Source organism: Desulfosarcina variabilis str. Montpellier, assembly GCF_048565275.1.
Taxonomy (GTDB): domain Bacteria; phylum Desulfobacterota; class Desulfobacteria; order Desulfobacterales; family Desulfosarcinaceae; genus Desulfosarcina; species Desulfosarcina variabilis.
In genome coordinates, this window is the sequence record NZ_CP159846.1 from 5,074,515 (window position 1) to 5,100,717 (window position 26,203).

The following is a 26,203-nucleotide window of genomic DNA, read 5'->3' on the forward strand; positions in this document are numbered from 1 at the left end:
TCAATCATAGCTTTACAGGAACGACATATCATAGAAACCAAAATAAAAAGGGTTTGCAGATAATTAAATCTGTAAACCCTTTGTTGGTGGTGCCTAGGGCCGGAATCGAACCGGCACGAGGTTAAACCTCGAGGGATTTTAAGTCCCTTGCGTCTACCTATTCCGCCACCCAGGCAAACCATAACTTTTAACGCCACGTGTAATGGAATACACATAAAAGGTTGTGTGCCAGCTATTAACGGGTATCTGGCAAAATGTCAAGAAAATCGGTCAGCTGGTTTCAATCAAACGGTTTTTTTACGACGGGTCATCGGCCCTGGAGCCGCACCACATCCACCACGCCATGGCAGCGGCATGCAGTGGCAATCATCAATGGTCGATGACGGTTGTTGTTGGCTACATCCAACGCCTGCCACAAATCCGCGGGATAGATACCGCCCACACCGGGCAGCAGCTGATGACTGCGCAGGACAATGGGCAGGATATCATCGAGTTCAAGTTCAGCCAAAAGACGAAACATATCAACGGGTCTGGGCTTTCCCGTATGGGAGCATCGGTCCTTGGGTTCCGGGCAATTATCCGGGCAGAGAAAATCAGCATGGCTGACAAACGCTTTGCCGCATTCTCCCGCCATGGCGTGGGGCAATTTGGCCAACCAGTCGTCATGGATCGGAATTTTTTTAAGCCTAAAGCCTCTTTTGATCAAGTGAATTGAAAGCCACTCAAAAACAACATGGATAGGGATCGCCGGAATTACCATGTCCACCGGCGCATCCTTTACCAAATGCTGCGCCAGCCAGGAAATACCATCCGCGCAAACGGTTGTGATCGACGCCGCTGAGGCGACGGTGTCGTTTTCTGGCCGGCTGTCCACTACCGTGAGAACCGCTTTGGGGAAACGCCGGGTGATGCGGGAAATGGCGATTTGTCCGAAGCGTCCCGCTCCGATTATCCAGAAACGGCTAATATGTTGAGGTTTTTCTCCTTGAGCCTTGTTATTGTGCATGGCATTTGATAAAACAACGCAATATATAAGATTGTTGTGGGTGTTGGCCCATGTCCTATGATACATAGTGTTTAAGATAATGTTTTTGGCAAGGCCAGAGGGAGGAAGCCGTATTGTCATACTGCGACGACCGATAACGCAGCCCAAAAACATTATCTTCAATGCTATAGCGGCCGAATAAGGATAAGGATATAACAATGGTTTCAACTCGCCGCCAACTGATTCTGGCCTCCCAGTCCCCCCGCAGACGCTACCTCCTTGAACAGGCTGGGCTAACGTTCTCGGTCATTCCCAGCACCGTTGATGAGAATGCCACTGAATTAACAGACCCGGCGGATTATGTCAAAACGCTTGCCAGGGCCAAGACCATGGACGTGGCTGACCGGTATCCAGACAGTTGGGTGATCGGTGCCGACACCATTGTCACCATTGGGCAGGCAATTTTAGGAAAACCGTCGAGCCCCGCTGAAGCCAAGGCCATGTTGATTCAACTCAGTGGCCAGTCACACGCTGTTTTTACAGGATTTGCCATTGCCTGCAAAGAAAAAAAGATCTTGGTTTGTGATGCCATTCAAACCAGTGTTCAGTTCAAAGCGCTTTCCGATGCCGAGATCGACTGGTATATCCAAACCGGTGAGCCATTTGACAAAGCCGGTGCGTACGCCATCCAGGGAATGGGAACGTTTTTGGTCAGACGGATCAATGGCTCATATACCAACGTTGTGGGATTGCCTGTCTGTGAAGTTATCGAAGCCCTAATCAAGCTCGGCGTCGTCAGTTTGAATCGGGAAACCGTTACGGGAGCCAAGGTGTGAAAAAGATTCTGGAAGATATCAACAGGCGGATTGCCGATGCCGCCACAGGTTGCGGACGGGACCCCAAAAGTGTTCGTCTTGTCACCGTGAGCAAAACCGTCGATGCACAGCGGGTCGCCAAGGCCATTGATGCCGGCGCCACCATTTTGGGAGAAAACTACATTCAGGAGGCAAGGGATAAATTCAATGCCCTGGTAGATCGGCCGGTCAAGTGGCACTTTATCGGTCACCTGCAATCCAACAAGGCCAAATACGCGGTTCGCATGTTCGATCTGATTCATTCGGTCGACAGCCTCAAACTGGCCATCGCGTTGGATAAAGCCGCACAAAAAAACGGGAAGTGCCAGGACATTCTCATCCAGGTCAACATCAGTGGTGAGGAGAGCAAATCGGGGACAACGGAAGATGATGCCATGCATCTGATCGAAGCGGCCGGCCGGCTCGAGCATGTTCGGGTGCGCGGGTTGATGACCATGCCGCCCTATTACGACGAACCGGAATTGGCACGTCCCTATTTCCGTCGACTTGCCGCCCTTGGCCAACGCATCGCTGGCCAACATCTTCCCGGTGTGGCCATGGAAGAACTGTCTATGGGTATGACCGGTGACTTTGAAGTGGCCATCGAAGAAGGCGCCACCCTGGTGCGTATCGGCACTGCTATTTTTGGACCACGCCAATGAAAATATTGCTGCACATCTGCTGTGCCCCCTGCAGTATCTATCCGCTCCAGGTCCTTCGCGATGATCACCATACGGTCATGGGTTTTTTTTATCGTTACAACATCCATCCCTATACGGAATGCATGCAACGCGAAGAAACCCTTAAGGATTATGCCGCCACCATTGATCTGAAAATGATCTACCAGAACGGTTATGAAATCGAGGCCTTTTTGCGTAATGTGGCCTTTCGTGAAGCGGATCGCTGCACATATTGCTACCACGACCGCTTGAGCACCACAGCCAATTATGCGAAAAAGGGTAAATTCGATGCCTTCACAAGCACCTTGTTGTACAGCCGCTTTCAAAAGCATGACCAGATTCGCTGCATTGGTGAAGCCGTTGGAAAATCCATCGGCGTTCCCTTTTTCTACCAGGATTTTCGAGATGGCTGGAAAGCGGGGATTGATGAATCCCGTCGGTTAGGCATGTATCGCCAACAATACTGCGGGTGTATTTACAGTGAAAAAGATCGATATTATCGGCCGCCGCAAAAAATAGCGCGTGTACCGAATGATCAGGCGCCCAACAACGCCCAATAAACCCAATATTATCCATCCGCCCAACGCACCGATCGCCATGTTCGCTAACTTTATCTATTTTATCGTTGCCCTGCTGATTTATTCAACCTATCAGCCGTCCGAACAGACCAATTTTTCCGCAATGGACACGGCGCTTTTATTTTTTGCACTGATCCTGCTGTTCTTTTATTATTCCAGGTATACATTTTATCGTATCAAACGGATGAGCGACAAAGCGCCGCACCACGTCCTGGATCAACAGTTTTCTTCGGCATTGACCCGCCAGTCCATCATGGCGGTTGCTCTGTTCGCCGTGGATATCTACGGGCTGAACATTCCTTCTTTTTGGATGCATGTGGTACTGTTCGAAACGATTCCCACCCTTGAGGCGCTGGTGTTTTTGGCACTTTTCGTCGCCTATCTATCCCTGGTCTGGTTCAATGCCCATGGTGCCTATCAGCATATCTATCGGACCGACATTACCCGCAACGCATACGTTGGGTCCAACATTGCCTTCAGTGTCCCCGTGCTGCTGCCCTGGTTGCTGCTCTCCGGTATCGCTGATCTGATCCTGGCGTTGCCGTTTGACCGGCCTCGCCGTATCCTTCTTTCACCAGAAGGGGAAACCGCCTATTTTCTCTTTTTTCTCTTTGTGGTGGCCCTGATTGGACCGTTGATCATCCAGAAATTCTGGCGCTGCCGTCCCCTGGAGGCCGGTTTTTACCGTGGGCGTATCGAGTCCTTGTGCCGTCGCGCCAATCTTGGCTACGCGGACATTCTCTACTGGCCCATTTTTGGCGGCCGCATGATCACCGCCGGTGTGATGGGACTGATCAGTCGTTTTCGCTATATCTTGGTTACCGATGCGCTGTTACGCATTTTAACCCCCGAAGAGATAGATGCCGTCATCGCCCATGAAGTCGGCCACATCAAAAAACACCACCTGCTTTTTTATCTTTTTTTTCTGATCGGATTTACAGCCATTGCTTTTTTTACCTACAATCTCACCATCTATCTGATTATACTATCCGAATCCGTTTATCACCTTATTTTCTCTACCGGCATCCGTTTGCAAACAGCGGTTACCGGCCTGCATAGCCTGGCCATCATTCTTATTTTTCTGATTTATTTTCGTTTTATCTTTGGATATTTCATGCGCAATTTCGAGCGGCAGGCCGATGCGTTTGTCTACTCCCTTTTTGACAGTGCCGCGCCGCTGATTTCAACCTTTAGAAAAATTGTCATCGCCTCCGGTCATTCGGCAGACAAGCCCAACTGGCACCACTTTAGTATCCGGCAACGGGTTGATTTTCTCAACCGCTGTGAGTTGGACCGTTCCTGTATTCGGCGTCATGATCGCAAAGTACAGATCAGTATTATTATCTATGCCATGGTGATGGTGGGGGTGGGATTTTTCGGATATCAGCTCAATTTTGGACAAGCCGGTCGGCAGTTGAACGAAAAGGCATTAGAAACCGCGATACTAAATGAGATCAATTACGGTGGGCAGGCCAGTGCCGGTCTTTATGGGATGCTGGGAGATTTGTATTTTGGTCATCGGCGCTTTGATCAGGCGCGGGCAGCCTACCAAAATGCATTGGCAATCGATCCTGACAATGCCCTTGTGCTCAATAATTTCGCCTGGCTGCTGGCCACCTGCGAAGATCCCGCCTATCGTGATCCAAAACAGGCCTTGGTATTGGCCAAACAGGCTGCAGCGCTTGAAAAGTCGCCCCATGTTCTGGATACCCTGGCCGAAGCCCTGTTTATCAATGGACACATCCCAGAGGCCATTCAAGCTGCCACGACAGCCTTGGATCTAGCCAAAACCAATCGCGCCTATTACGAAGGGCAGCTCGAAAAATTCCAAGCTGCCCGAGAGCGTACGACTGATCATTAATGGGTGTGGATCAGGCTTATTTGATACAGACTTTGCGCACCTCGATCAAATCACAAAAGCCGTTGAAGATCTTTTCGATACCGTCCTGTTTCAGCGTGGTCATGCCATCGGCAATCGCCTGGCCACGAAGTTCTTCCATAGGCGCTTTGGTCTGAATCCGTTTTTTCATTTCATCGGTGCCCATCAGCAATTCGTGGATCCCCATTCGTCCCTTATAGCCGGTATTACTGCACATTTCACAGCCTTCGGCCTTGTACAGTTCCAACTCGTCGTTATAGGGAATATTCAGATTTTTCTCGAAATCCTCTTCTCCATATTCACGGACCAGTTCGTCATACTCTTCTTTGGAAGGATGATAACTTCGCTTACAGGTGCTGCACAGGGTTCGTACCAGCCGCTGGGCCAGGATGCATAAAATCGCATCGGCAAAGTTAAATGGGTCCATGCCCATATCCAGCAGACGGGTAATACTCTCCGGGGCGCTGTTGGTATGCAAGGTGGAAAAAACCAAGTGACCCGTCAGGGAGGCTTCAATGCCAATGGAGGTGGTCTCTTTATCACGCATTTCACCGACCATGATCACGTCCGGGTCGGCGCGCAGGAACGCGCGCATGGCCGCGGCAAAATCAAAGCCAATCTTGGGTTTGACCTGAACCTGGCGAAGCCCGCGTTGGGTGATTTCCACGGGATCCTCGGCGGTCCATATTTTGGTTTCGGTTTTGTTGATAAAGCTAAGGGCCGAATGCAAGGTGGTGGTCTTACCGGACCCAGTCGGCCCGCAGACAAAAATCAACCCATACGGCTTGGTGACCACACTGATGAAATTTTTATGATTGCGTTTGGAAAAGCCCATTTTGTCCAATGGGATGGGCTCTCCTGCGGCAAGAATACGCATCACCACATCTTCCAGTCCCCCTTGCGTAGGGATTGTGGCGACACGCAGTTCGATGTCTTTACCGCCGTATTTCTTGAATTTTATTTTGCCGTCCTGGGGCAGCCGACGTTCGGCAATATCCAGGTCAGACATGATTTTGATTCGGGAAACAACTGCGTTTTTATAGGAAAACGGAATGGTCTGATAAACCGTACATGAACCGTCGACCCGGATTCTCACCTGGGTATTTTGTTTTCCGGGATAGGGTTCGATGTGAATATCTGATGCGTTACGGTTGTAAGCATCCATGATAATCTTATTGACCAGTTGAACCACGGCACTGTCTTCTTCGCCAACACCGGATTCCGCCTCTTCCACCTCTTCTTCTTCCACCTGAAGTTGGGAGAGGATGTCGTCAATTTCAGCCAGTTCCTTTTCATCATGGGTAAACAGTTTGATGAAATCAAGGATATCCTGTTTAAGGCTGACATAGAACGTAACCATACGCCCCGGGAACAAGGCTTTGATTTCATCGATTTTCTTCAGATCATGGGGGTTGTCGACAGCGATGACAACCTTCTTGTTCTCGCTTTTCAGCGGTACCCATACATTGCTTCGCATAAAGGGCACTTTCAGCCCTGCAATCAAATCACCGGGAATGGGATAGTTGGCATTGTATTCGATAAAATTGGTCTTGAAATATTTTTCCAGGGCACTGCCGATTTCCTTTTTCGGAATTTTAAAATCCTTCATCAGTACGGTGGAAATCGGTTCTTTTCGCTTGTTGGCCTCCGCAATGGCCTTGGCCAGCTCCTTTTGGGTAAGCAAATGGTTTTCCAAAAGGTAATCGTATTTATTATTGCGCCCCCCCTTGGCGGCGATCCGTTTTTGATTGTATAGGGCCACCCCCATGATTTTGGACAGTTCTTTAATGGCCTTTTCTTCTGCAGGACCGAATTCACTGCCGCTTTTGCTGTTAATCAACTCCAGGGTGCCCATCAAATATTTCTGATAGACAATGGGATGGGCCAAAATCTGTTTGGTTCGGTAGCCTGTCTGGCGATCCCATTTTGAATCGAATTGGAGCTGCGGATCGATCTGGTTGAGCGCATCCTGATCATAGGCATCTTTAATGTTCAGCAGGGTCTGTCTCAGTGCGGCATAACCGGCAATACTGGTCTGTGCCACGGGGATTCGAATTTCAGCGACCTCATTGCCCGATTTAAAGCGCGATACCAGTTCACGCTTGACACCATCCACCACATAGACGGTAATTCGGTCGGCACCGAACAGCTCGCAGATTTCATCCCGCAGATTAATTAACGCTTCGCCCAGATTGTTGGCCGCATTCAGACGGTTGCCAATGTCCTGGATTTTGGCTTTATACTTGGTTTCGGACGTTGCGCCATTGTCTGTGTCGTCAAGGGTCAAAGTAATTTCTGCATTGGCCATAAATGAATACCTACATTTATTCGGTTGATTACAAAAACGGAAACAACGCTTGCAACACTATCAACAGTATCGGAAAAACCGTTCTTAAATGTAACGGTTTTTCCCTTCATCGCCGATAGTCTGCGCTGCCCTCCAATCACCAATCCACTGTGGTGGCTTTTTCCGGGCCTTCACGATTTGCGGTACTGCTCATAAAGCTTTTTACAGCCCCCGCCAATAAGGAAAACCCCCATAAAATAGAAACAGAACTGAATGAAACCGGCGGCATTGGCAAATCGTGGGATCTGCTCAATTTTAGGCATTACCTGAGGAATACGGTAAAAGACTCCCAGTCCAGCCAGAATCAATGCAATAGCCCATATTATCTGAGATTGGTTCACCTGTTTATTGGACATCGATCAACCTGCCTTTAGCGTTGGTCAAAGGTTATACAAGTGCTCACCATCAATGACGTTAACACCCTTTGACTCAAGCAGACGGATCGCGTCCTCATATTTCTCGATTCGAAAGATCATTACGGCATTGCTACCCGAGGAACGCACAAAGGCATACATGTATTCCACATTGAGATCAGCTTCATGGAGCATCATTAAAATTTCATTCAATCCACCCGGACGGTCAGGCACACCAACGGCCACCACACGGGTCTTGCCAACGGTAAAGCCGTTGTTTTTCAGTGTCTGACGCGCCGTTTGGCTATCATCGACAATCAGCCTGAGAACGCCAAAATCAGATGTGTCGGCAAGCGCCAGGGCCCGGATGTTCACATTTGCTTCGCTTAAAATGGCAGTCACTTCAGAAAGCCGACCAGATTTGTTTTCCAGAAAGACGGATATCTGTTCAACCTGCATGCCTTCCTCCCTTTGTTTTCGGTCATTGGATTGGCCTACTTGAGTGGTGTTACTTAATTTTAATAAAAAAATCAGATCTTACGATTATCCACAACACGGACGGCCTTACCCTCGCTACGCGCAATGGTCTTGGGTTCGACCAGCTTCACCCTGGCGGAAACGCCCAACAATTCTTTGATGTTTTTTGTTATCCGCCGCTCCAGGTGTTGGAGCCCCCTGACCTCGTCGCTAAAGCCACGTTCACCGATCTCGACCATGACGTTCAGCACATCAAGATTGTCTTCTCGGTCAACCACCAATTGATAATGCGGATCGACCTCTTCGATTTCCATCAGCACACTTTCAATCTGTGAGGGAAACACATTAACCCCACGAATGATCAGCATATCATCACTGCGACCAGTAACCCGGTTCATTCGTATGTGGGTGCGGCCACATACGCACGGCTGGGGGTTGAGCGAGGTAATATCCCGTGTCCGATAGCGGATAACCGGAAACGCCTCCTTGGTCAGCGACGTAAATACCAATTCCCCGGTGGCGCCATGGGGCAAGGGTTCGAGCGTGTTTGGATCCACAATCTCCGGGATGAAATGATCCTCGAACACGTGCAGCCCTTGCTTGGCTTCATGGCACTCAATGGCTACCCCCGGCCCCATGACTTCACTGAGCCCATAAATATCCACAGCGGTAATGTTTAGTTTGCGTTCAATCTCCTCGCGCATGTTCTCGGACCAGGGTTCGGCACCAAAAATGCCAAACTTGAAATTCATTGATTCCATGGGAATCCCCATCTCTTCGGCCACTTCAGCCAGATGAAGGGTATAAGAGGGGGTGGCCGTAATGATGGTGGGCTTAAAGTCCCTCATGATTACGATCTGCCGCTTGGTATTGCCACCGGACACTGGAATGACAGAGGCCCCCAACCGTTCCGCACCATAATGAACCCCTAACCCGCCGGTAAACAGGCCGTATCCATAGGCGTTATGGATAATATCGCCCCGCCATGCACCACCGGCTGCCAGCGCACGCGCCATCAGGGTAGACCAAGTCCCCACGTCCCTGGCCGTATAGCCGACGACCGTTGGTTTTCCGGTCGTGCCGGAAGAGGCGTGGATGCGAACCACATTGTCCATGGGGACGGCAAACATATTGAAGGGGTAATTGTCGCGAAGATCCTGTTTTGTAGTAAACGGTATGCGTCGCATGTCATCCAGCGACTTGATATCGGCCGGAGTGATACCCGCCGCATTGAATTTTTTCCGGTAAAAAGGAACATTGGCGTACACACGTTCAAGGGTGGTTTGAAGCCTCCGGAGTTGGATTGCTTCCAATGCCTCACGGGGCATGGTTTCATATTCAATGTCATAAATCATGTTACGGGCTCCTTCCCGCCATAGTGGATCAAACTAAACTGAACGTTTCAAAAGTTGAAAATATTGGAAAACAGACTAAACAAAAAGTGTTATGTTATAAAATGGATTATCACCATTTTGCCTGTTTCTCGCTTAACTGATGATAGACGACAATAAAAGGCCGCAAGGAAATCCCCCCACGGCCCTTTACTTTGCCTATATGCATTACTTAGGACCTGAAACCAACAAAATTTTCGACCATGGTTGGTTGTACTTTATCTTTGGTTCTAAGTTGCCGTCAGCCACAACTGCCATCGCGAACGAATCTTTTACGACTCCGTCCGAACGGCGACTTTTTACGAGTTTATCAATCTTTCAGTGTGCCTTTAAAATCGGCTTTGCGCTTTTCGATAAATGCCCGGGTTCCCTCTTTGCCATCAACACTGGCCATGCAAATGGCAAAGGAATCGGTTTCGATCTGGCAACCGGTATTAATATCAACGTTCAACCCGCTGTTGATGGCCTGTTTGGCGGCCCTTAAGGAAACTTTTCCCTTGGCGGCGATTTCACGCGCTGTTTTCATGGTCTCATCCATCAAGGCATCCGGTGCCAATACGCGGTTGACCATTCCGATTTTTTCAGCTTCGGCAGCGGTAATCAGTTTGCCTGTGTAAATCATCTCTTTGGCCATGCTGGCACCGATCAAGCGTGGCAACCGCTGGGTCCCGCCAAAACCGGGAATGATCCCCAGCTTGATTTCCGGAAGGCCAAAGCTGGCATTTTCCGAAGCATAGATAAAATCCGAGGCCAGGGCCATCTCACTGCCACCGCCCAGAGCAAATCCATTTACCGCGGCAATCACCGGAATGAACAGGTTTTGCAGTCGGCCGATGGTCTGCAGCCCTTTACGGGCAAACAGTTTGGCCTGCAGGGGATTGAAGGTGGCAAGCTCGGTAATGTCCGCACCGGCAACAAAGGACTTGTCTCCGGATCCGGTAAGCACAAGCACCCGGATATCCTCGTCTTCCTCAATTTTGTCCAGGGCATCGGCCATTTCATCCAAAAGGTCCCCGTTGAGCGCATTGAGTGCTTTGGGACGGTTAAAGGTGATGGTGGCTATGCCCTCTGCCACTTCAAAGATAATGTTTTCATAAGCCATGGTTTCCTCCTCCTTAAATGAAAAAAGTATGCGTTCATCAACATTTGGATGCAGCAAAAAATGGCGGCAATCCGTTATCCTTTTTTATCCGGCGCGACGGTCGGGGTAAATCAGTGCCGTCGGACCGGTTTCTTTGATATATTTTTTAATTCCACGAACAATGCCGTCGCACAGCGCCTCCTGATAGGTTGCATTGGTCAGTCGCTTGCACTCGCGCGGATTGGAGATAAATGATGTCTCCACCAAAATGGCCGGCATTTGCGCGCCCAATAGCACATAAAATGGTGCTTTTTTTACACCCTTGCTGCGAATATGGCTATACTTCTTTTTCAGGTGATAGCACATTTCTGTCTGTACCATTGCCGCCAATCGGCTGGATTCATTTATTTTTGCATTTTGCATCAAATCGTTGAGGATGGATTCCAAATCGCTGATGTTTTTGGCCGAGGTGGCATTCTCCCGAGCGGCAACCAAAATCGCGTCATCATCGGTGGCCAGGTTCAAGAAAAACGTTTCAATGCCATAGGCCCTTGTATGTCTTACCGCATTGGTGTGGATGGAGACAAACAGATCGGCATTTTGTGTATTGGCAATCGCCGTTCGTTCTTCAAGGGTCAGGTACCGATCGGTGGTACGGGTCAGCACGGCGTCACATTTGAGTTCATGCTCAACTTTGCGGGCCAGGCGTTTGGCGATTTGCAAAACAACATGTTTTTCATGAACCCCTTTTAAATACCCTGGTGCGCCATAATCCTTGCCCCCGTGGCCCGGATCAATAACGATACGGCTGACGCCCAGTGCCAGTTGGCGGGCAATGGCGCCCGGTGAAAGCTTGGCGGTGGACTGTCCGATGGGATCACTGGTCGCCGGCGTGTCCGCATCTTGGCCCCACACATCCAAAACAACACGAAACGGGTTTTTCAATGAAAAAATTTTGTAGTGCTTAAACGATTTGATATCAATCACGATCCTGACTGTATCACCGGTGTACTGCCCTGCCCTGGCATCACGTAACAGATCATCATTAATGGGGATGACACGCTGAATATCACTGCCCAGACGACTTTTTTGCATGTCAATATAAAGGCGCTGGGGCTTTTTCAGGGAAGGGTCCTTTTTAAGTAGGCGGTGAGAAAAACTGGTTTCTTGATCCGCATCAATAACGATACGTGTATAACTGGGGGTGGACCAAAAACGCAGTCCATCGATGGTAATCATCCCATTTTTTAGGGTCGACTTCTTTTTCACGGTGGCACGCTTTTTCGCTTGGTTTTGTTTGATCAGACCGGCCACCGGATCTTCAGCGGTTTTTGATCGAACCATTTTAGATTGACCGTGCTGGCCCGATTCGCTCCGGGCTTTTTCAGCCCAGCGGCTTTTGGGAAACGCCTGTATCACCTGCTGAAAAAAATCCTCGGCAGACGCCGTATCCGACTCCCGTCGCGACTTTCCGGCCAGTCCTTTGTAGAGCAAACCGCTCATGTAGAGTGATTCGGCAGCCGCAGGTCCGGTCTTGTCGGTCTGATAAGCTTTTTTGAAATGCCTGATACACGCTTCCCATTGATCGCGATATTTTTGTTTTCGCTTGCTGTCCAGCAGTCGTTGATAAGCGGCGTGCCCTTTTTTCAGATGAGCGTCGGCAACCGCGCTGCGTGGTGGTGGGATTTTTTGGCCCAAGCGCTTCAGCTGTTTTTTGGATTTGGACGTATACCGGCTTTTGGGAAACGTCTGGATCACCTTCCCAAAGGCATCGACCGCCGCCTGGCGATCTTTGGCGACGCCGGAATGTCTGTGCAGCTTTAGATACAAAATGCCCGATTGGTAAAGCCCTGCCGCGGCCCAGGGTCCGGATGGATTCAGCTGGTAAACGCGCTCGTACTTTTCGATACAGGCCATCCATTTGTCGCGGTATTTTTGGTGGCGTGGATTTTTTTTAAGCGCAGCATAGGCCTTTTCAGCTATTAAATACTGTTTTTTAGGTGTTACGGCATAAGCGGGTTGGACAACAACCGTGCCGGCCAGAATAAATAACACCATTAAACATAGGGCGGCAACGCACCGCCGGGCTGTTCGCGTTGGCTGCATCATAACCATGAACGTTTCAGTAAACGACCGTTTGTGCCTTATTTTGCAATTCATTCAATAAATTCATGGCCTCCATGGGCGTCATGCGACTCAAATCCAACATCTGCAATGTCTCTACCAATTTTCGTTCCATGGGGCTAAACAAGGCCAACTGCACATGGCCGTCTTTTTTTTTGGATCGGTCCTTTACTTTCTTTTTTTCAACGGCCTTGGGATGCGATCCGTCCTCGATCTGGGCTAAAATGGCTTTGGATCGTTTAATCACCGGCTCCGGTATGCCGGCCAGTCGGGCAACTTGAATTCCATAGCTTCTATTGGTGCCGCCTTCAACCAATTTCCTGAGAAAGATGATCGTGTCGTTCCACTCCTTGACCGCAATGTTGTAATTTTTCACCCGTTCGAGTTGTTGTTCTAACTCGGTCAACTCATGATAGTGCGTGGCAAACAAGGTTCGCGTGCCCATGCCGTTTAAATTGTGCAGGTGTTCGGCCACGGCCCAGGCAATACTTAAACCATCATAGGTAGACGTTCCTCGCCCGATTTCATCCATGATAACCAGGCTGTTGGCCGTCGCATTGTTGAGGATATTTGCCGTTTCCTGCATTTCCACCATAAACGTACTTTGCCCGGCAGACAGGTTGTCCAAGGCGCCAACGCGTGTAAAAATACGGTCGGTGATGGCAATCTCAGCCTTCTTGGCAGGCACAAAACAGCCCATCTGCGCCATAATGGTCATGAGCGCCACTTGGCGCAAAACGGTTGATTTGCCGGCCATGTTCGGCCCGGTAATGATGATCACCTGATCGTCCTGGTTGTCCAATCGGATCGAATTGGGCACAAATCGTTCGGCGGTGATCAGCTTTTCCACCACCGGGTGACGACCGTCGCGGATATCCAGCACGCCCTCAGTATTCAATGTCGGCCGGCAATAGCCATTGGTCTGCGCCACATCAGCGAATGTGCTCAGGCAATCCACCTGGGCAATGAACCGGGCCAGGGACAAAATGTCGTTGTGATGTGCTTTAACCTCACCAACAATGGCGCTAAAAATTTTTAATTCAAGACTGGCGCGCTGTTCCTGCGCGTTGAGCACCCTGGATTCAAAATGTTTAAGGTCGTCGGTAATATAGCGCTCCGCATTGACCAGGGTTTGCTTGCGCACATAATGATCAGGAACGGATTTGCTTTGGCTGCGCGGCACCTCGATGTAATATCCAAAAACTTTGTTGAAACGCACCTTGAGGGTGTTGATGCCTGTCGCCTCGCGTTCTTTGGTTTCAAGCTCGGCAAGCCAACCTTTGCCGTCACGACTGATTCGGATCAATTCATCTAGTTCGTCATCAAATCCTTCGCAAATCATTCCACCATCGCTGATCACCGGTGGCGCATCCTCGCGAATCGCACGATGAATGTTCTCGGCCAGTTCAGTTAATGGGGTTGTCGATTGACCGTAACGGTACAGCTCCGCCGAAAAGCCGTCAAGAATGCCCAAAAGCTCGGGTATTGTCGCGATCGATTTTTTCAGGGATGTGAGATCCCGAGCATTGGCATGCCCCATGGCGATTTTGCTGCCCAGCCGTTCAATATCCTGTACCGACTTCAGACAGTTTCGCAGATCCTTGCGAATTTGGATCTTTTCCACGGCCTCGGCAACAGCATTGTAGCGCCCCTCGATCGGGTCTGGTTCAAGCAAGGGATAGCGCAACCAGTCGCTTAGAAGTCGTCCGCCCATTGCCGTGACACTCTGGTCCAAAATCGACAATAAGGTTCCCTGACGATTGCCCAAGCGTATGTTTGCCGACAATTCCAGGTTGCGACGGCTCTGATCGTCAACAATTAGAAATTGCCCCAAAGAATACGTTTGCATTCCATCCAGGTGTTCGATCTTCTGCCGCTGGGTTTCACTCACATAATAAATCAGTGCCCCGGCGGCGCTGACCGCGGCTTTCAGGGTTTCACACCCAAAACCGTCGAGAGACAAAATGTCAAACTGATCCAGCAGCCGCTGACGGCTCCGCGCAAATTCAAAAACCTTAGTATCCAACGAGGTAACCGCGAAACCGGTCAAGCTGTCAAAAAGGACGGAAAACGTATCCTCAGCCTTAAGATTTTCCGCGATCAGAACTTCTCTTGGGGCTAACCGCATGATCTCATCGATGACGGCCGGAGCATCCTCCGTCTCAGTCAAGCGAAACATGCCGGTAGAAATATCCAGGCTGGCAATCCCCACCAACTGGTTGTGACAGGCCACCGCCAAAATAAAATTGTTGGCTTTGGCATCAAGCAGTTCATCTTCAATGATCATACCCGGCGTCACTACCCGCACCACTTCCCTTTTGACCAGTCCTTTAGCGGCTTTGGGGTCTTCGACCTGATCGCAAATGGCCACTTTGTAACCATTGTCAATCAACCGGGAAATGTAGCCTTGGGCTGCGCGGTAGGGCACACCGCACATGGGGACAGGCGATTCCTGGTTTTTATTGCGCGAGGTCAGGGTGATTTCAAGCACCCGGGACGCGACCTGTGCGTCTTCGAAAAACATTTCATAGAAATCGCCCATGCGATAAAACAAAAGAACGTCAGGATACCGCTCCTTAATGGAGAGGTATTGTTGAAGCATTGGAGTCGTTTTTACAGAGGTCATCAATCAGGAAAAAGTTTTGATGCTTGAAAAATAGTGCATTGACGGATGATCAGGGCGCCTCCCCCGATGGGAAGGCAGGTGACAGGATATCTTTTTTCCATTTTCGCCGTTGCCGACGATTCAATTGACTGTAATTTAGGTCTCGACGGCCGTTTGTGGAGGTTGTTCCTCAACAACCGGCCGGGCGATTTCCTCAGTAGTCGCGGCTTGCTGGGCGGATAGCTGTTTCTCTAAAGATGAAACCGCATCAACCAAGCTAGCCTCTTTTGCCCTAAGCGCTTTGATGGTTTTCGCGTCTTTGAATTGCTTGAACAGACTAAGGAAATAGGAAATCAAGATGCCAATGAGAAAAAACGCCACAAAAAAAATCGCATTGGCCAAGAATGGTGTCTCATAGTAGAAAAAGCCAAGATTCAGAATCATTTGGCTTTTCGACATGAAAAACCCTTTGTTTTGAAAGATAACCAGCCCGACAAAGCCGAAAATGATAATCCAGAAGGCGATTTTCACCTTTTTCATGTACGTACCTCTTCCTCCCTGGTTCGCGTTGGTTTTGGGTTATCCAGCAAATGTCGCACCGACTAGCCTGGACCATCGGTCCGAATATTATTCCATATCGTAAAAAACCCTTTGATTATCAAGCATCTTTATCCTTTTCCACTGTAAAACTCAACCTTTTTTTCGGTTGCCGGGAACCAATTCAACGCTGCCCCAGGCACCTATTTCGCGATTTCGAACAACGATAATACCGCTTATCCCGGGTATGGATTTGCCAAAATGAATGGCATTTTTGATATCTTTTGAAGACTGAATTCGATTACCGATAGCAGTGGCACTTGCATCGGCCAGCGCGCATGATGGAGAGATCACACATACCGCATCCGCCGATCCTGCGGACAGGCTATGGCCCACCGTGCCCGATGAGGTGCATATCCCCACCCCATCTGCCGCAGGCGGCAATTTAATTCCAAATTTCATGCTCAGTGGAGAATCCCCGGCAAACAGACCGACCACAACGGTATCGTCCGTTTTAAGAAAAATATCACCGCCGTTCTCAACGACCACCTGTTTGCATAGGCTTAACAGGTGGCGGGCAACAGTTTCGGCGATCGCCCCGGCCACGGCGGCCATGGGCCCTACGCCGGCCGCCTGTCCAGCCTGTACCATCTGCCGAACCACGGGCGGTGCAAAGTCCGCGTTGAACCAAGGCTGCAGTGTACTCGCAAAATCCGGATAACGCATGATATACCCTTCGATATGGGCCCGGCAGGCCTGCACCTGTTCATGGGCCTCCCGTTCAAATCGTTTATCGGCCTGAATCATCAAGTCGGTCTCTTGAGATATAACATGAAAGGTATCTAGACCGACGACCCCGACACGCTGGCGATAGGTGCGCTCACAAAAATCCGTCGGTTGACGACCACGTCTTCGATCAGACGGTTTAGTATTTTTGGGTACCATTTAGGATTGCACCTGGGGGCGAAGATTCTCAGGGAATTGGTGCAGGAAGTATCGATCGGTCATTCCTGCAATATAATCCCTGACGATTTCCGCATAGCTGTGTTGGGCCAAGTATGAATCCGACATGTCCGCCAAAAATCCGGAAAAAATTCCCGCGTCGCGGTTGTCCTTTTCCAGATCATCCAAACATGTCTCGAAAAGTTTGGCAAACAGCGATTTAATGGTACCAGAATGAATTTTGCTCTTTGGATTCTGGTAAATCCGCTCGAGATTGAATGCCTTAAGCGCTTTGAGCGCATCGGATATTTCAGGACTGAAAGCTACATGTTGCGTTTTCTGACTGGTCTGGATGATATCGGTAACCAAACGGTAAACAATGGTTCCGTTGGTATTGCCCAAAATACGGACAATGGATCGCGGAATATCGCTGCGCCGAAGAATATTCAGACGAATGGCATCTTCCAGGTCCCGGCCGATATAGGCAATGGTGTCCGCCATGCGTACCACACACCCCTCGGTAGTCATGGGAATAATCGGTGTTTTAGGATCGTTCTTCTTGGCCGTGATCTCAGCTTCAAAGGTATTAAAATCCTTATTATGATTGGGTGTTAACAGCCGGTTATGGATTTCACCGTCATGACACAGGATACCATCCAGGGTCTGCAAGCATAGGTTCCATCCCTGCCCTTTGCGCTCAACCCGATCGAGAAATTGAATACTCTGTACATTATGCAAGAAATACCCAATGCCGGCCTTGACACATAATTCGGATAAATACGTTTCGCCTTCATGGCCAAAGGGGGTGTGACCGATATCATGGCCCAGGGCAACGGCCTCGATCAGATCTTCATTCAGTTTCAAGAAACGGCCGATGGTGCGTGCGATTTTGGAAACCAGCTGGACATGCAGCACCCGATGGGTAATATGATCGTTTGGAATCAGGTAGAAAACTTGCGTTTTATCGATATAGCGCGCATAAGCACTGGCGTGCAGGATTCGATCCGCATCCAGAGAAAATGCCTGACGATAACCGGCAGCGGCATCATTAATGGGGTGTCGGCGTCGGCCGGTTTCACTTAATGTTGCCGTGGGAGAAAAGATTGTCCGTTCGCGATGATCTAATGTTGATTTGAGATGGTCCAGGATAGGCGGGGTTTTGAAGTCTTCAAATATATCCTTCATCAATCATTCGCTCCATCATGGCATAATAATCAATCCCGGCGGCCCTGAATCCTTCACGACCATACTTCATATTGGCCTCCAGGATCATGTATTGTCCATCAAAATAACAGATATCCAGCCCCACATCATCCCACCCGCAGGTTTTGGCTGCGTGAATGGCAAGGGCCATGGCCGTCTTTGGTATCGGTTCCAGACTGATGCGCCCACCTCTGGCCACATTGGTTCGGAATTCTCCTTTTTTGGCAATCCGCCAATAGGCATGGGCCACCTGACTGCCGATCACCACGGCCCGGATATCACGGTCAATAGTCAGGTATTGCTGAATGTAGCAGACATGCCGACCCTGGGTGTAATGTTCAAGGTCGGCATCGTTTTCGATCAGAAAAACCCCTCGCCCCATGGCAGACCCACGCGGCTCTTTGGCGATAAACGGATATTGGAAATGCCGTTTGATTTTCAATTGCTGGCGTTTGCCGTAAAATACACGCGTTTTGGGATGGGGTAATCCGACCAACTGAAACAGCGCACTTTGTTTGATCTTATCTTGAACGCATTTATATGTGTGATAACTGGGAAAGGTCGCCTTTCCCATGGCATCGAACAGGTCTGCATAAAACGCCGTGGGATAATAAATTTTTTCCGCACGTCGGATCAGCGCCACTTCTTCTGGATTGTAGTCCGTAAAGTTGGGACGCACACCGATGGTGCGCACGTTGCGGCATGCGCGCAAGCGCGCTTCCAGCGCCAGGACCTGCAACGCCATAACTATAACCGGCCGATAATGGCCTGAACCACATTGTCCAGCGCCTGGACAAATGGTGTGTCGGTGGCGTGGGTGGCAATGGGGGTGCCTTGATCACACATCTTTACGACCTGAGGATCAAAGGGCAATGATCCTAAAAAGGTCAATCCCATGTTTTCGGCCGTCAATCTCCCGCCTTGGCTTTTAAACAGTTCAATGGTCTTCCCACAACACGGGCAGGCAAACGGCCCCATATTTTCCACCAGCCCCAGAATTTCAAGATTGACCGTTCGACAAAAATTGATGGATTTTCGGACATCGGCCAAAGCCACTTCCTGAGGAGTGGTGACAATCAGGGCCTTAGCCCCAGGAATGGTCTGGGCAACGCTTAAGGGTTCGTCACCTGTTCCCGGCGGTGAATCAACGACTAAAAAGTCCAAGGCCTCCCATTGCACATCGGCGATAAACTGTTTGATGATCCCTGTTTTTGCCGGGCCTCGCCAGATTACCGCCTGATCCGGATCCTTCATCAGTGATTGCATGGAGACCACTTTCAGATGTTCTTCCACGGGTTTGGGGATTACTTTCTGATTCTCATGAACATCCAAAAGCCCTTTGATTCCCAAAATACCGGCAATGCTGGGGCCGTGCAAATCCACGTCGAGCAACCCAGTTGGAAAGCCTTTACGGGCCAAAGACACGGAAAGGTTGGCGGCAAAACTAGATTTTCCCACGCCACCCTTACCACTCATAATGATGATCTTATTTTTTATTTTTGAAAGCGTCGCATTGATATTGACATCCTGGGGATCTGGATCTCCCTGGACATTGCCTGGATTGTTTTGCTCAGGTTGGTTTTCACTCATAAAGTTATACATCCTTTATTTTAAATAACGTTTCAAACCGCTGAGTCAGGCGCCTGTGATGGCTGCCGGACCAGTAAATTCGCTTACAGCTGTTACAAATATAAAATTTTTGGTGATGCTGCCAAATGTAAACCGGAACCTTTCCCTGTAAATATTGTTTATCAATTGGCGTAATTTCAAGGTTGCAGATTAGACAACGGCTAAAAGGATTGATATCAGCGGGCCCAATATTCAAATCCTTGAAAACCTGAATCATTTGCTCGATCGGATCATTATCTCGAATAAACAACAAAGGGCGGTGCTTATACCGGACCTGCACCTTCACTGTCCGCGTCAGGATAATGCGATCCGTTTCTAGGGCATTAAAAAAAATGTGGGTTCCACGTTCATGCTGGCAGACCGTATCGAATCCGGCGGCGCGTAGATGCCGGCCCAGTTTTCCAAGTGTGGCATCTGTAGCAAAACGCATCCATTACCTCAAGAGGAAATCGGTGGCAGTACAAACAGGGTTTTATCCAGAGACGGATTGGCTTGATACCGTTCGATACGAATTGAAACCGTTTGCCCAGAGGCAGCCGAAAGGTCAACCTGCGTGGGGATGAGAAAGCCATCGATGATCTGCTGACCGCTGATCTCCAGCGCAAGCATTGGCTTGCCATGCGGATCAAACCATAGTGCCCGTAGGGGCCGGCCATCTGTGTCAAAAATAATTTTTTGGCGTGTGTTGCCCCGTCGATCAACAAGACCCACAACAGAATGATCCGTATCTTCCAAGGGCATGCTTTGGGCAATTCGCTCATCCTCGATCGGAATACGCCCGACCAATAGCGCCAGCAAATCCCCAACCGTTACATCCATTTTCACAAAACGGGATAAACTGCCATTTTGAAATCGTTTTTTGTAATATTTGCCGGACGCGTGCATTACAAGGAAAAGATGCTTGCCATCACTGGCAACCGAGCCGGCTGCACCGCCAAAGGGGGCAAACAGATCAATCCGCAAATGATCGTTCAACTGACCGGCAATGGCGCTGCGATAGGACTCAGCGGGTTGTTCGGGGCCGGAAACGCTAATTTTACCCACACACTTGAACCGGATCAGATCGATATTGGTTTGCTTTAATGTGTCAATCATCTTTTCCGCAGCAGGGTCACGTGGCAACGGCAAGGCGCCGAAGTGGCTGCAGGCCGTTGTCAGCACCAGTATCAACACCCCCACCCACACAGGTTGAAGTGTGGAAAAGGACATGCGGCGTTTGGTCAATAAATGCTGAAGGAAGGAACTGATAAATGCGGTCATGCTTACCCATCAATCATGGTGATAACTGTCTGATCTTTTCCTCGATCGCGGCCTTGTCGGTATGTCCTTGCTCGATGGATTGCCGGTAACTGTCAATTGCTTGTTCGGTCATCCCTAATTTGTCGTAAACATCACCGATATGTTCTCTAATGATGGGGTCGTCCGGAACCACCTCGACTGCTTTTTTCAGCAGTTGCAGGGCTTTTTCGTATAGCCCGCGTTTATAGTAAACCCAGGCCAAACTATCGGTAATATATCCGTCACCCGGCTTGTATTCGAGCGCTTTGCGAATCAGTTGTTCGGCTTCGTCAAGATTAATACCCATCTCGGCAAATGTGTAACCCAGATAATTAAGCGCATTGGCATTGTCCGGCTCGTATTTCACAACCTGCCGCATGGCGTCAATGGATTCTTCTTTCTTCCCCCATTTGTCGTACACAACCCCTAAACGAAAATAGATACGCGGATTATCCGGATCCAGTTCAAGACCTTTTTCGAGTGTTTGCACCGCTTTGTCATAAGCTTCGGCCTGCTCGTAAAATGAACCGAGATAAAGCCGAAATTCCGGATTTTGAGGATCCTTATCGATTGTTTCCAAGAGGAAATCAATGGCTGTTTTGAGTTGATCCATTTCCTGGTAAAGCAATGCGGTGTGGACTGCCGCATTGCGAAAAAATCGAGAATTCGGTACCACCTGTTTAAACTGCTTGATGGCCTCGTCTTTTTTTCCAAGACCGTCCAAGGCGACACCAGCCAGATAATTAAGATCGGCGTTGTCCGGTGCACCTTTTAACATGCCTTCAATGATGATTATGGCTGTTTCATAATCCTGGGCGTCTAAATAATGCCTAACCAGGGTTCGGATAACCTCCTGGTCTGTCATGCTTAATCGTCCTAGCGATGCAAATATCTCGGATGCAGGCTTTTTTTGCCCATTTTGAAAGTATACATGCCCCAACGCCATTTTGGCCAAGATACTGTTAGGATCACGTTTTAAAATATTCTTGTAGATGGAGGCCGCTTGTTCAAATTTCTTTTCCGCTTTGTAGAGCGCGCCCAGTTCAAAGCGCGATTCAACCAAATCCGGTTCTAAATCCAACGTCTTTTCAAAATACCGCTTGGCGGCCTGGTGGTCATTTTGAATCGCATGAATTCGCCCAAGAAAAAAATAACCTGCGTAAAATCCAGGATATTTTTCTACCAGCTGCTCATAGACCGTTTTCGCTTCATCCCACTGTTGCTGTTCCATATACATTGCACCCAAAGCCAGATAAATCGACTGTTGATAAGGATCTAAGCGAATCACACGCGCGAATGCCTCCACGGCTTTGGTCTTTTCACCAACATTTTGATAAACTTTTCCAGACAAGATCAGTGTTTCGACATCATCGGGATGACTGACCAGAATATCTTCCAAAAGATTGATCGCCGTAACCGTATCCTTTTTCATTAACCATAGACGGGCCAATTCTCGCTTTAAATAGGCCGATTCTGGATCCTTGGTAAGTGCGTCTCGCATCAACTCGATCGCCTGATCGATATCGCCATTTTTCATAACCATGTGAGCCGCGGTGAAAAGGTAGTAGGCGTTGACCGGCCTGTCCGCTTGCCCTGCATCGGAGGGAGGGCTTGCCAACCAATTGTCAGATTCTGAATGTACGCATCCAAATAAGGCAATGAAACAAATAATCAGGCTTGATAATTTAGCATAAATTATTTTCATTCAACTTAACTTTCAGCTTGGCAACGATCCCCAAAAGGGGGTGCCGGGTGGGCCAAATGGCACAGCATTGGAAGAAGGCAATGGATGCGAAAATCAGGAGGCACCTTCGGTATAGGTTTCAAAATCAGGTATTTCTTTTTTGAAATAATCTCTCATTTTCTTGACTACATTCTTTTCAACTTGTCTCACGCGTTCTCGAGAAATCCCATATTTATCACCAATTTCCTGAAGGGTTACAGGCGTATCGGAAAAAATCCGTTTATCAAAAATCTCCAGTTCCCTTTCAGTCATCTGTGTTCTGAATTCTGCAATTTTTTCGTGCAGCAGGGATTCCATCTCCTTTTTGGCCACAGTCTCCTCCGCAGACTCAGATTCCGTACTCATAAACTCAATTCGTTCGGTATCAGAATCCTCTTTGAGCGGGGCGTCGAGAGAGATATCCCAGCCATCCAAACGCTGATCCATATCGATAATTTCACGTTCGGAGACCCCCAATCTTTGGGAAAGCAATTTAGGCTTCGGATCAAATCCTTGCTCGATCAATTTCTGTTTCTCTTTTTTTAATTTAAAAAAAAGTTTTCGTTGTCCCTGAGTGGTACCGATTTTGACCAGACGCCAGTTATCCATGATGAATTTCAAAATATAGGCCTTGATCCAGAAAGACGCGTAATAAGAAAATTTGACATTCTTGTAAGGATCAAATTTTTTTACGGCTTGCATCAAGCCGATATTTCCTTCCTGAATCAAGTCTAACAGATTTTGCATCCACACCCGTTGAAATTCCAGCGCTATTTTTACCACCAAGCGCAAATTGGATGTAACCAAACGATAGGCCGCCTCCTGGTCGCCTTCTTCCTGGACACGCTTGCCCAACACCACTTCTTCCTCGCGCGTCAACAATCGATACCGGCTGATTTCTGACAGATAGCGTTGCAGTGGGTCGTATTTAATCAGGGATTTATCGTTGGACACATCAGCCTTTTGGCCTTTAGCTTTATTTTTTGCTGATTTTACAGTCTTATCTTTTTCCTTTTTCATTCCTCTACCCGGGCATCGCCGATAATGATGGGTTCGTATTTTTTACCGCCGCATATGAATGATTTTCTTTTTCATATGGACATTTCTCGTTCACTATGCTACGGACCCCGATAATTCAAGCGCCTGTAGCTCAGCTGGATAGAGCAACGGACTTCTAATCCGTAGGTCGCAGGTTCGAATCCTGCCAGGCGCGCCATTGTTTATCCTTGTTTTTAAGCCAGCAAAATCCATTCGTTACTCCGCATCACCTTCCAAAGTTTTATAATATAGCATATTCAATTGCTATTTGAAAAACGATAATTCGGCCTGTCCTTACCACAATGGAAAAACCCATGCCGAACTTGGGGTTGTTCTAACATGGGTTTTTTAAAAAAGCTTTAGGCGTTATCAGGCAATCAAGATCCTAAAATCATCGAGGAAAGGTGGGTTGCGGGGCAAGACACATTAATCGGCAAATAAGACGGATAAAAGATTAGGCTTGAATATCCCCCCACTCATTCAACGGGGCGTAGCTTGAGGATATTTTTTGCGCGCTCAATCAATTGTTCCCCTTTGAACGGCTTGACGATATAGTCTTTAACACCCATTTTCACAATCTGCATCACATTTTCCTTACCTGATTCAGCGGTAAGCATGATAACCGGGATATCCTTTAAATCACTCTCCGCTTTCAGCTTTCCAAGCATTTCAATGCCAGTCATTACTGGCATGGTGATATCTAAAATGATCAGATCCGGTTGCTCCTTGGCAGCAATGGCCAATCCCTCAACCCCGTTTTCACCTTCAAAAAGCTCACAGTTATATGGTTTAAAGGCCTTTTTGACGATCATCCGAATGGTTTTACTGTCGTCAACCGTAAGGATCTTATACGCCATCACTTACCTCCGGTATTTCAATATGTAGTTGAGTTCCAAATGCTTTCGATTTTTTAGTATCGGTTTTGTCGGTTGATTCTTTAGCAAATTGTGAAAAAAACCCTCCTTTATTATCAACTCTCAAAAAGTGCCTTGACACGTTCCATTTTTTGACCAAAATCGTCTATCACGACTTGGGTTTGTATCTCGGTAAACCCTAGCGATTTAGCGACGCGTTCATCTTCCATATAGTAAGCATCATCCAGCCCTAATCCGATCTCCATTTTTCGACACATGGCATCAGCCAAATAGACGATCGAGGCTTCAATGAAGCACCCCTTTGCCTCCAGGGGGATATGATAATACCTGAGCACACATTGCAAAGCTGATGGGAAATTCCATTTTTTTGCGATCAACGCACCGATTTGGGTGTGATCATATCCCAGGACTTGACGCTCAGCATCCAAGAATGTCAAATCTTTTGCTTTCAAGCGACCAAGTATTTTATCCTTGGCTGAATCTACGTATGGATCCATTATCACTTTGCCAATATCACGCAGCAAAGCGCCTGAAAAGGTTAGGCTGCTTTGCTTGATGCCTTTGATCTGGGCTAAATGATTAGCCATTATCGCACCGGAAACAGCATTTTCCCACAAATTACCCTTGGCCATTTCGTATCCCTCATGGGAGCCCTTAAATGGCTCTGAGCAACAAGCCAACAAAACCAATTCAACCACCTGCGTCATACCCAGGTATATAATCGCTTGTTTTGCATCATCAATTTTACCCGGCAAACCAAAGTAGGCTGAGTTGGCGAGTTTGAGTACATTGGTTGTCAGTGCGGGTTCAAACCGAATAATATCGACCAAATCGGATAAACCACAATCCGGATCATCCAAAAGAGACATGACTTTCCCGGCTATGTCCGACACGGGCTTCAATTGATCAATCTCGTCGATAATAGCTTCGAGTGTGGCCATCGAATTTTTTTTCGCTTTCTTGGTTTGGGTTTTATGGCAACCTGGTTGAATTGCGTTTTTTTAACCCGATATGGTGAGCCATTAGTTCCCGAAGTTCCTTTTTTAATGTTGGATCGAGCTTTTTGAAGCGCAATACGGCCCTTTGCGAAGAATCGACCTGCTTGCCTGTCTTTTTAGAAGCAGTTTTCTGCAAAAGGGTAAAAGGGATATTATGCAGATAAATTCCTTTTTCTGTCATCAACAGATCTAGTTCTATTTTACTTGCCGCAGGGAGATGACAACGGTTACTCTCAAAGGCCATACCACCAAAACTCATGTTCGCCACCTGCCCCACCATTTGCGATTCTGATTTATACAGAACCATGGCGATCTCGCCGATGCTCATTTGCCGATGATTGTTTAGCTGCTCCAATTCGTTTCTTAATATGGCAAATGTTCCCCTTGGCATGGCATAACGCTTGAATTTCCGACGTTCTTTCATAAACTCCTCGAATCAGAATGATTGGCGTTAAAAGAACAAAACCAAATTATTAGTAATGCAAGATAAGCGCCAGCAACCAAAAAAATGAATCGTTTTGCTAATCGCTCCAGTTAGGTATCCCTATCAGTCTAAATCCATGGGATCAGTCGCTTTTAATGAACACCTAAACTGGGCGATTCAAATTGTGGTGGGTAATAAAGAC

At 48.4% G+C, this 26,203-nt stretch carries 24 protein-coding genes and 2 tRNA genes; 5 read left to right on the top strand and 21 right to left on the bottom strand.

Annotated features, from left to right (window positions below; all coding sequences use genetic code 11):
* Window positions 1-87: 87 nt before the first annotated feature.
* Window positions 88-175: transfer RNA gene (locus tag Dvar_RS22855), tRNA-Leu, on the bottom strand.
* A 132-nt stretch (window positions 176-307) separates the two neighbouring features.
* Window positions 308-1,006: a potassium transporter gene (locus Dvar_RS22860; RefSeq protein WP_419655437.1), complete on the bottom strand. Its 699-nt coding sequence runs from the start codon at window positions 1,004-1,006 to the stop codon at window positions 308-310.
* A 197-nt stretch (window positions 1,007-1,203) separates the two neighbouring features.
* Here Dvar_RS22860 and Dvar_RS22865 point away from each other — a divergent pair, with 197 nt between their 5' ends.
* From Dvar_RS22865 to Dvar_RS22880, 4 genes are read left to right on the top strand one after another with little or no spacing between them, the layout of a single operon-like run.
* Window positions 1,204-1,821, top strand: coding sequence for a Maf family protein (locus Dvar_RS22865; RefSeq protein WP_419655438.1), 618 nt, complete (start codon window positions 1,204-1,206; stop codon window positions 1,819-1,821).
* Window positions 1,818-2,501, top strand: a complete 684-nt coding sequence (locus Dvar_RS22870) for a YggS family pyridoxal phosphate-dependent enzyme (protein WP_419655439.1) — start codon at window positions 1,818-1,820, stop codon at window positions 2,499-2,501. Before Dvar_RS22865 ends, Dvar_RS22870 begins: the two co-directional genes overlap by 4 nt.
* Window positions 2,498-3,079 carry an epoxyqueuosine reductase QueH gene (locus Dvar_RS22875; protein ID WP_419655440.1) on the top strand — a complete coding sequence of 194 codons (582 nt, stop codon included), beginning with the start codon at window positions 2,498-2,500 and terminating at the stop codon, window positions 3,077-3,079. The genes Dvar_RS22870 and Dvar_RS22875 overlap by 4 nt, the downstream gene beginning before the upstream one ends.
* Window positions 3,051-4,958 (top strand): M48 family metalloprotease, encoded by a 1,908-nt coding sequence (locus Dvar_RS22880; protein WP_419655441.1) that lies wholly within the window; start codon window positions 3,051-3,053, stop codon window positions 4,956-4,958. Before Dvar_RS22875 ends, Dvar_RS22880 begins: the two co-directional genes overlap by 29 nt.
* 16 nt (window positions 4,959-4,974) lie before the next feature.
* Here the strand turns inward: Dvar_RS22880 and Dvar_RS22885 are convergent, their stop codons facing one another.
* The 16 genes from Dvar_RS22885 to Dvar_RS22960 form a co-directional block, all read right to left on the bottom strand.
* Window positions 4,975-7,284, bottom strand: coding sequence for a GspE/PulE family protein (locus tag Dvar_RS22885; protein WP_419655442.1), 2,310 nt, complete (start codon window positions 7,282-7,284; stop codon window positions 4,975-4,977).
* A 170-nt stretch (window positions 7,285-7,454) separates the two neighbouring features.
* The gene (locus Dvar_RS22890) at window positions 7,455-7,679 is read right to left on the bottom strand and encodes a hypothetical protein (protein WP_419655443.1); all 225 of its coding nucleotides are present in this window, start codon (window positions 7,677-7,679) and stop codon (window positions 7,455-7,457) included.
* 24 nt (window positions 7,680-7,703) lie between these two features.
* Window positions 7,704-8,135 carry an ACT domain-containing protein gene (locus Dvar_RS22895; protein WP_419655444.1) on the bottom strand — a complete coding sequence of 144 codons (432 nt, stop codon included), beginning with the start codon at window positions 8,133-8,135 and terminating at the stop codon, window positions 7,704-7,706.
* 71 nt (window positions 8,136-8,206) lie between these two features.
* Entirely contained in the window at window positions 8,207-9,508 is a 1,302-nt protein-coding gene (locus Dvar_RS22900; protein WP_419655445.1) for a phenylacetate--CoA ligase family protein, read from the bottom strand.
* A gap of 346 nt (window positions 9,509-9,854) precedes the next feature.
* Window positions 9,855-10,646 (bottom strand): enoyl-CoA hydratase/isomerase family protein, encoded by a 792-nt coding sequence (locus Dvar_RS22905; RefSeq protein WP_419655446.1) that lies wholly within the window; start codon window positions 10,644-10,646, stop codon window positions 9,855-9,857.
* An 84-nt stretch (window positions 10,647-10,730) separates the two neighbouring features.
* Window positions 10,731-12,740: an N-acetylmuramoyl-L-alanine amidase gene (locus tag Dvar_RS22910; protein ID WP_419655447.1), complete on the bottom strand. Its 2,010-nt coding sequence runs from the start codon at window positions 12,738-12,740 to the stop codon at window positions 10,731-10,733.
* Between the two features lie 7 nt (window positions 12,741-12,747).
* Entirely contained in the window at window positions 12,748-15,351 is a 2,604-nt protein-coding gene (gene mutS, locus Dvar_RS22915; protein WP_419655448.1) for a DNA mismatch repair protein MutS, read from the bottom strand.
* A 159-nt stretch (window positions 15,352-15,510) separates the two neighbouring features.
* Entirely contained in the window at window positions 15,511-15,894 is a 384-nt protein-coding gene (locus Dvar_RS22920; protein ID WP_419655449.1) for a hypothetical protein, read from the bottom strand.
* A 150-nt stretch (window positions 15,895-16,044) separates the two neighbouring features.
* Window positions 16,045-16,836, bottom strand: a complete 792-nt coding sequence (locus Dvar_RS22925; RefSeq protein WP_419655450.1) for a UPF0280 family protein — start codon at window positions 16,834-16,836, stop codon at window positions 16,045-16,047.
* Window positions 16,837-18,018, bottom strand: a complete 1,182-nt coding sequence (locus Dvar_RS22930) for a deoxyguanosinetriphosphate triphosphohydrolase family protein (protein WP_419655451.1) — start codon at window positions 18,016-18,018, stop codon at window positions 16,837-16,839.
* Window positions 18,002-18,781 carry an ATP-grasp domain-containing protein gene (locus Dvar_RS22935; RefSeq protein WP_419655452.1) on the bottom strand — a complete coding sequence of 260 codons (780 nt, stop codon included), beginning with the start codon at window positions 18,779-18,781 and terminating at the stop codon, window positions 18,002-18,004. The genes Dvar_RS22930 and Dvar_RS22935 overlap by 17 nt, the downstream gene beginning before the upstream one ends.
* Window positions 18,782-18,783: 2 nt before the next feature.
* The gene (locus Dvar_RS22940; protein WP_419655453.1) at window positions 18,784-19,626 is read right to left on the bottom strand and encodes a P-loop NTPase; all 843 of its coding nucleotides are present in this window, start codon (window positions 19,624-19,626) and stop codon (window positions 18,784-18,786) included.
* A gap of 4 nt (window positions 19,627-19,630) precedes the next feature.
* Window positions 19,631-20,095 (bottom strand): Mut7-C RNAse domain-containing protein, encoded by a 465-nt coding sequence (locus Dvar_RS22945; RefSeq protein ID WP_419655454.1) that lies wholly within the window; start codon window positions 20,093-20,095, stop codon window positions 19,631-19,633.
* 8 nt (window positions 20,096-20,103) lie between these two features.
* Window positions 20,104-20,925 carry a hypothetical protein gene (locus Dvar_RS22950; RefSeq protein ID WP_419655455.1) on the bottom strand — a complete coding sequence of 274 codons (822 nt, stop codon included), beginning with the start codon at window positions 20,923-20,925 and terminating at the stop codon, window positions 20,104-20,106.
* Window positions 20,926-20,938: 13 nt separating this feature from the next.
* Complete coding sequence (locus tag Dvar_RS22955) at window positions 20,939-22,648, bottom strand: tetratricopeptide repeat protein (protein ID WP_419655456.1); 1,710 nt, start codon at window positions 22,646-22,648, stop codon at window positions 20,939-20,941.
* Window positions 22,649-22,741: 93 nt separating this feature from the next.
* On the bottom strand, window positions 22,742-23,686 hold the full coding sequence (locus Dvar_RS22960; protein WP_419655457.1) for a sigma-70 family RNA polymerase sigma factor: 945 nt from the start codon (window positions 23,684-23,686) through the stop codon (window positions 22,742-22,744).
* Between the two features lie 119 nt (window positions 23,687-23,805).
* On the opposite strand from Dvar_RS22960, the gene Dvar_RS22965 reads away from it, so the two are divergent.
* Window positions 23,806-23,882, top strand: a tRNA-Arg gene (locus Dvar_RS22965).
* Between the two features lie 298 nt (window positions 23,883-24,180).
* On the opposite strand, the gene Dvar_RS22970 is transcribed toward Dvar_RS22965, so the two are convergent.
* From Dvar_RS22970 to Dvar_RS22980, 3 genes are all read right to left on the bottom strand, one after another.
* On the bottom strand, window positions 24,181-24,561 hold the full coding sequence (locus tag Dvar_RS22970) for a response regulator (protein ID WP_419655458.1): 381 nt from the start codon (window positions 24,559-24,561) through the stop codon (window positions 24,181-24,183).
* Window positions 24,562-24,674: 113 nt separating this feature from the next.
* Window positions 24,675-25,520 (bottom strand): HDOD domain-containing protein, encoded by an 846-nt coding sequence (locus Dvar_RS22975; RefSeq protein WP_419655459.1) that lies wholly within the window; start codon window positions 25,518-25,520, stop codon window positions 24,675-24,677.
* 31 nt (window positions 25,521-25,551) lie between these two features.
* Window positions 25,552-26,001 (bottom strand): PilZ domain-containing protein, encoded by a 450-nt coding sequence (locus tag Dvar_RS22980; protein ID WP_419655460.1) that lies wholly within the window; start codon window positions 25,999-26,001, stop codon window positions 25,552-25,554.
* Window positions 26,002-26,203: the final 202 nt, after the last annotated feature.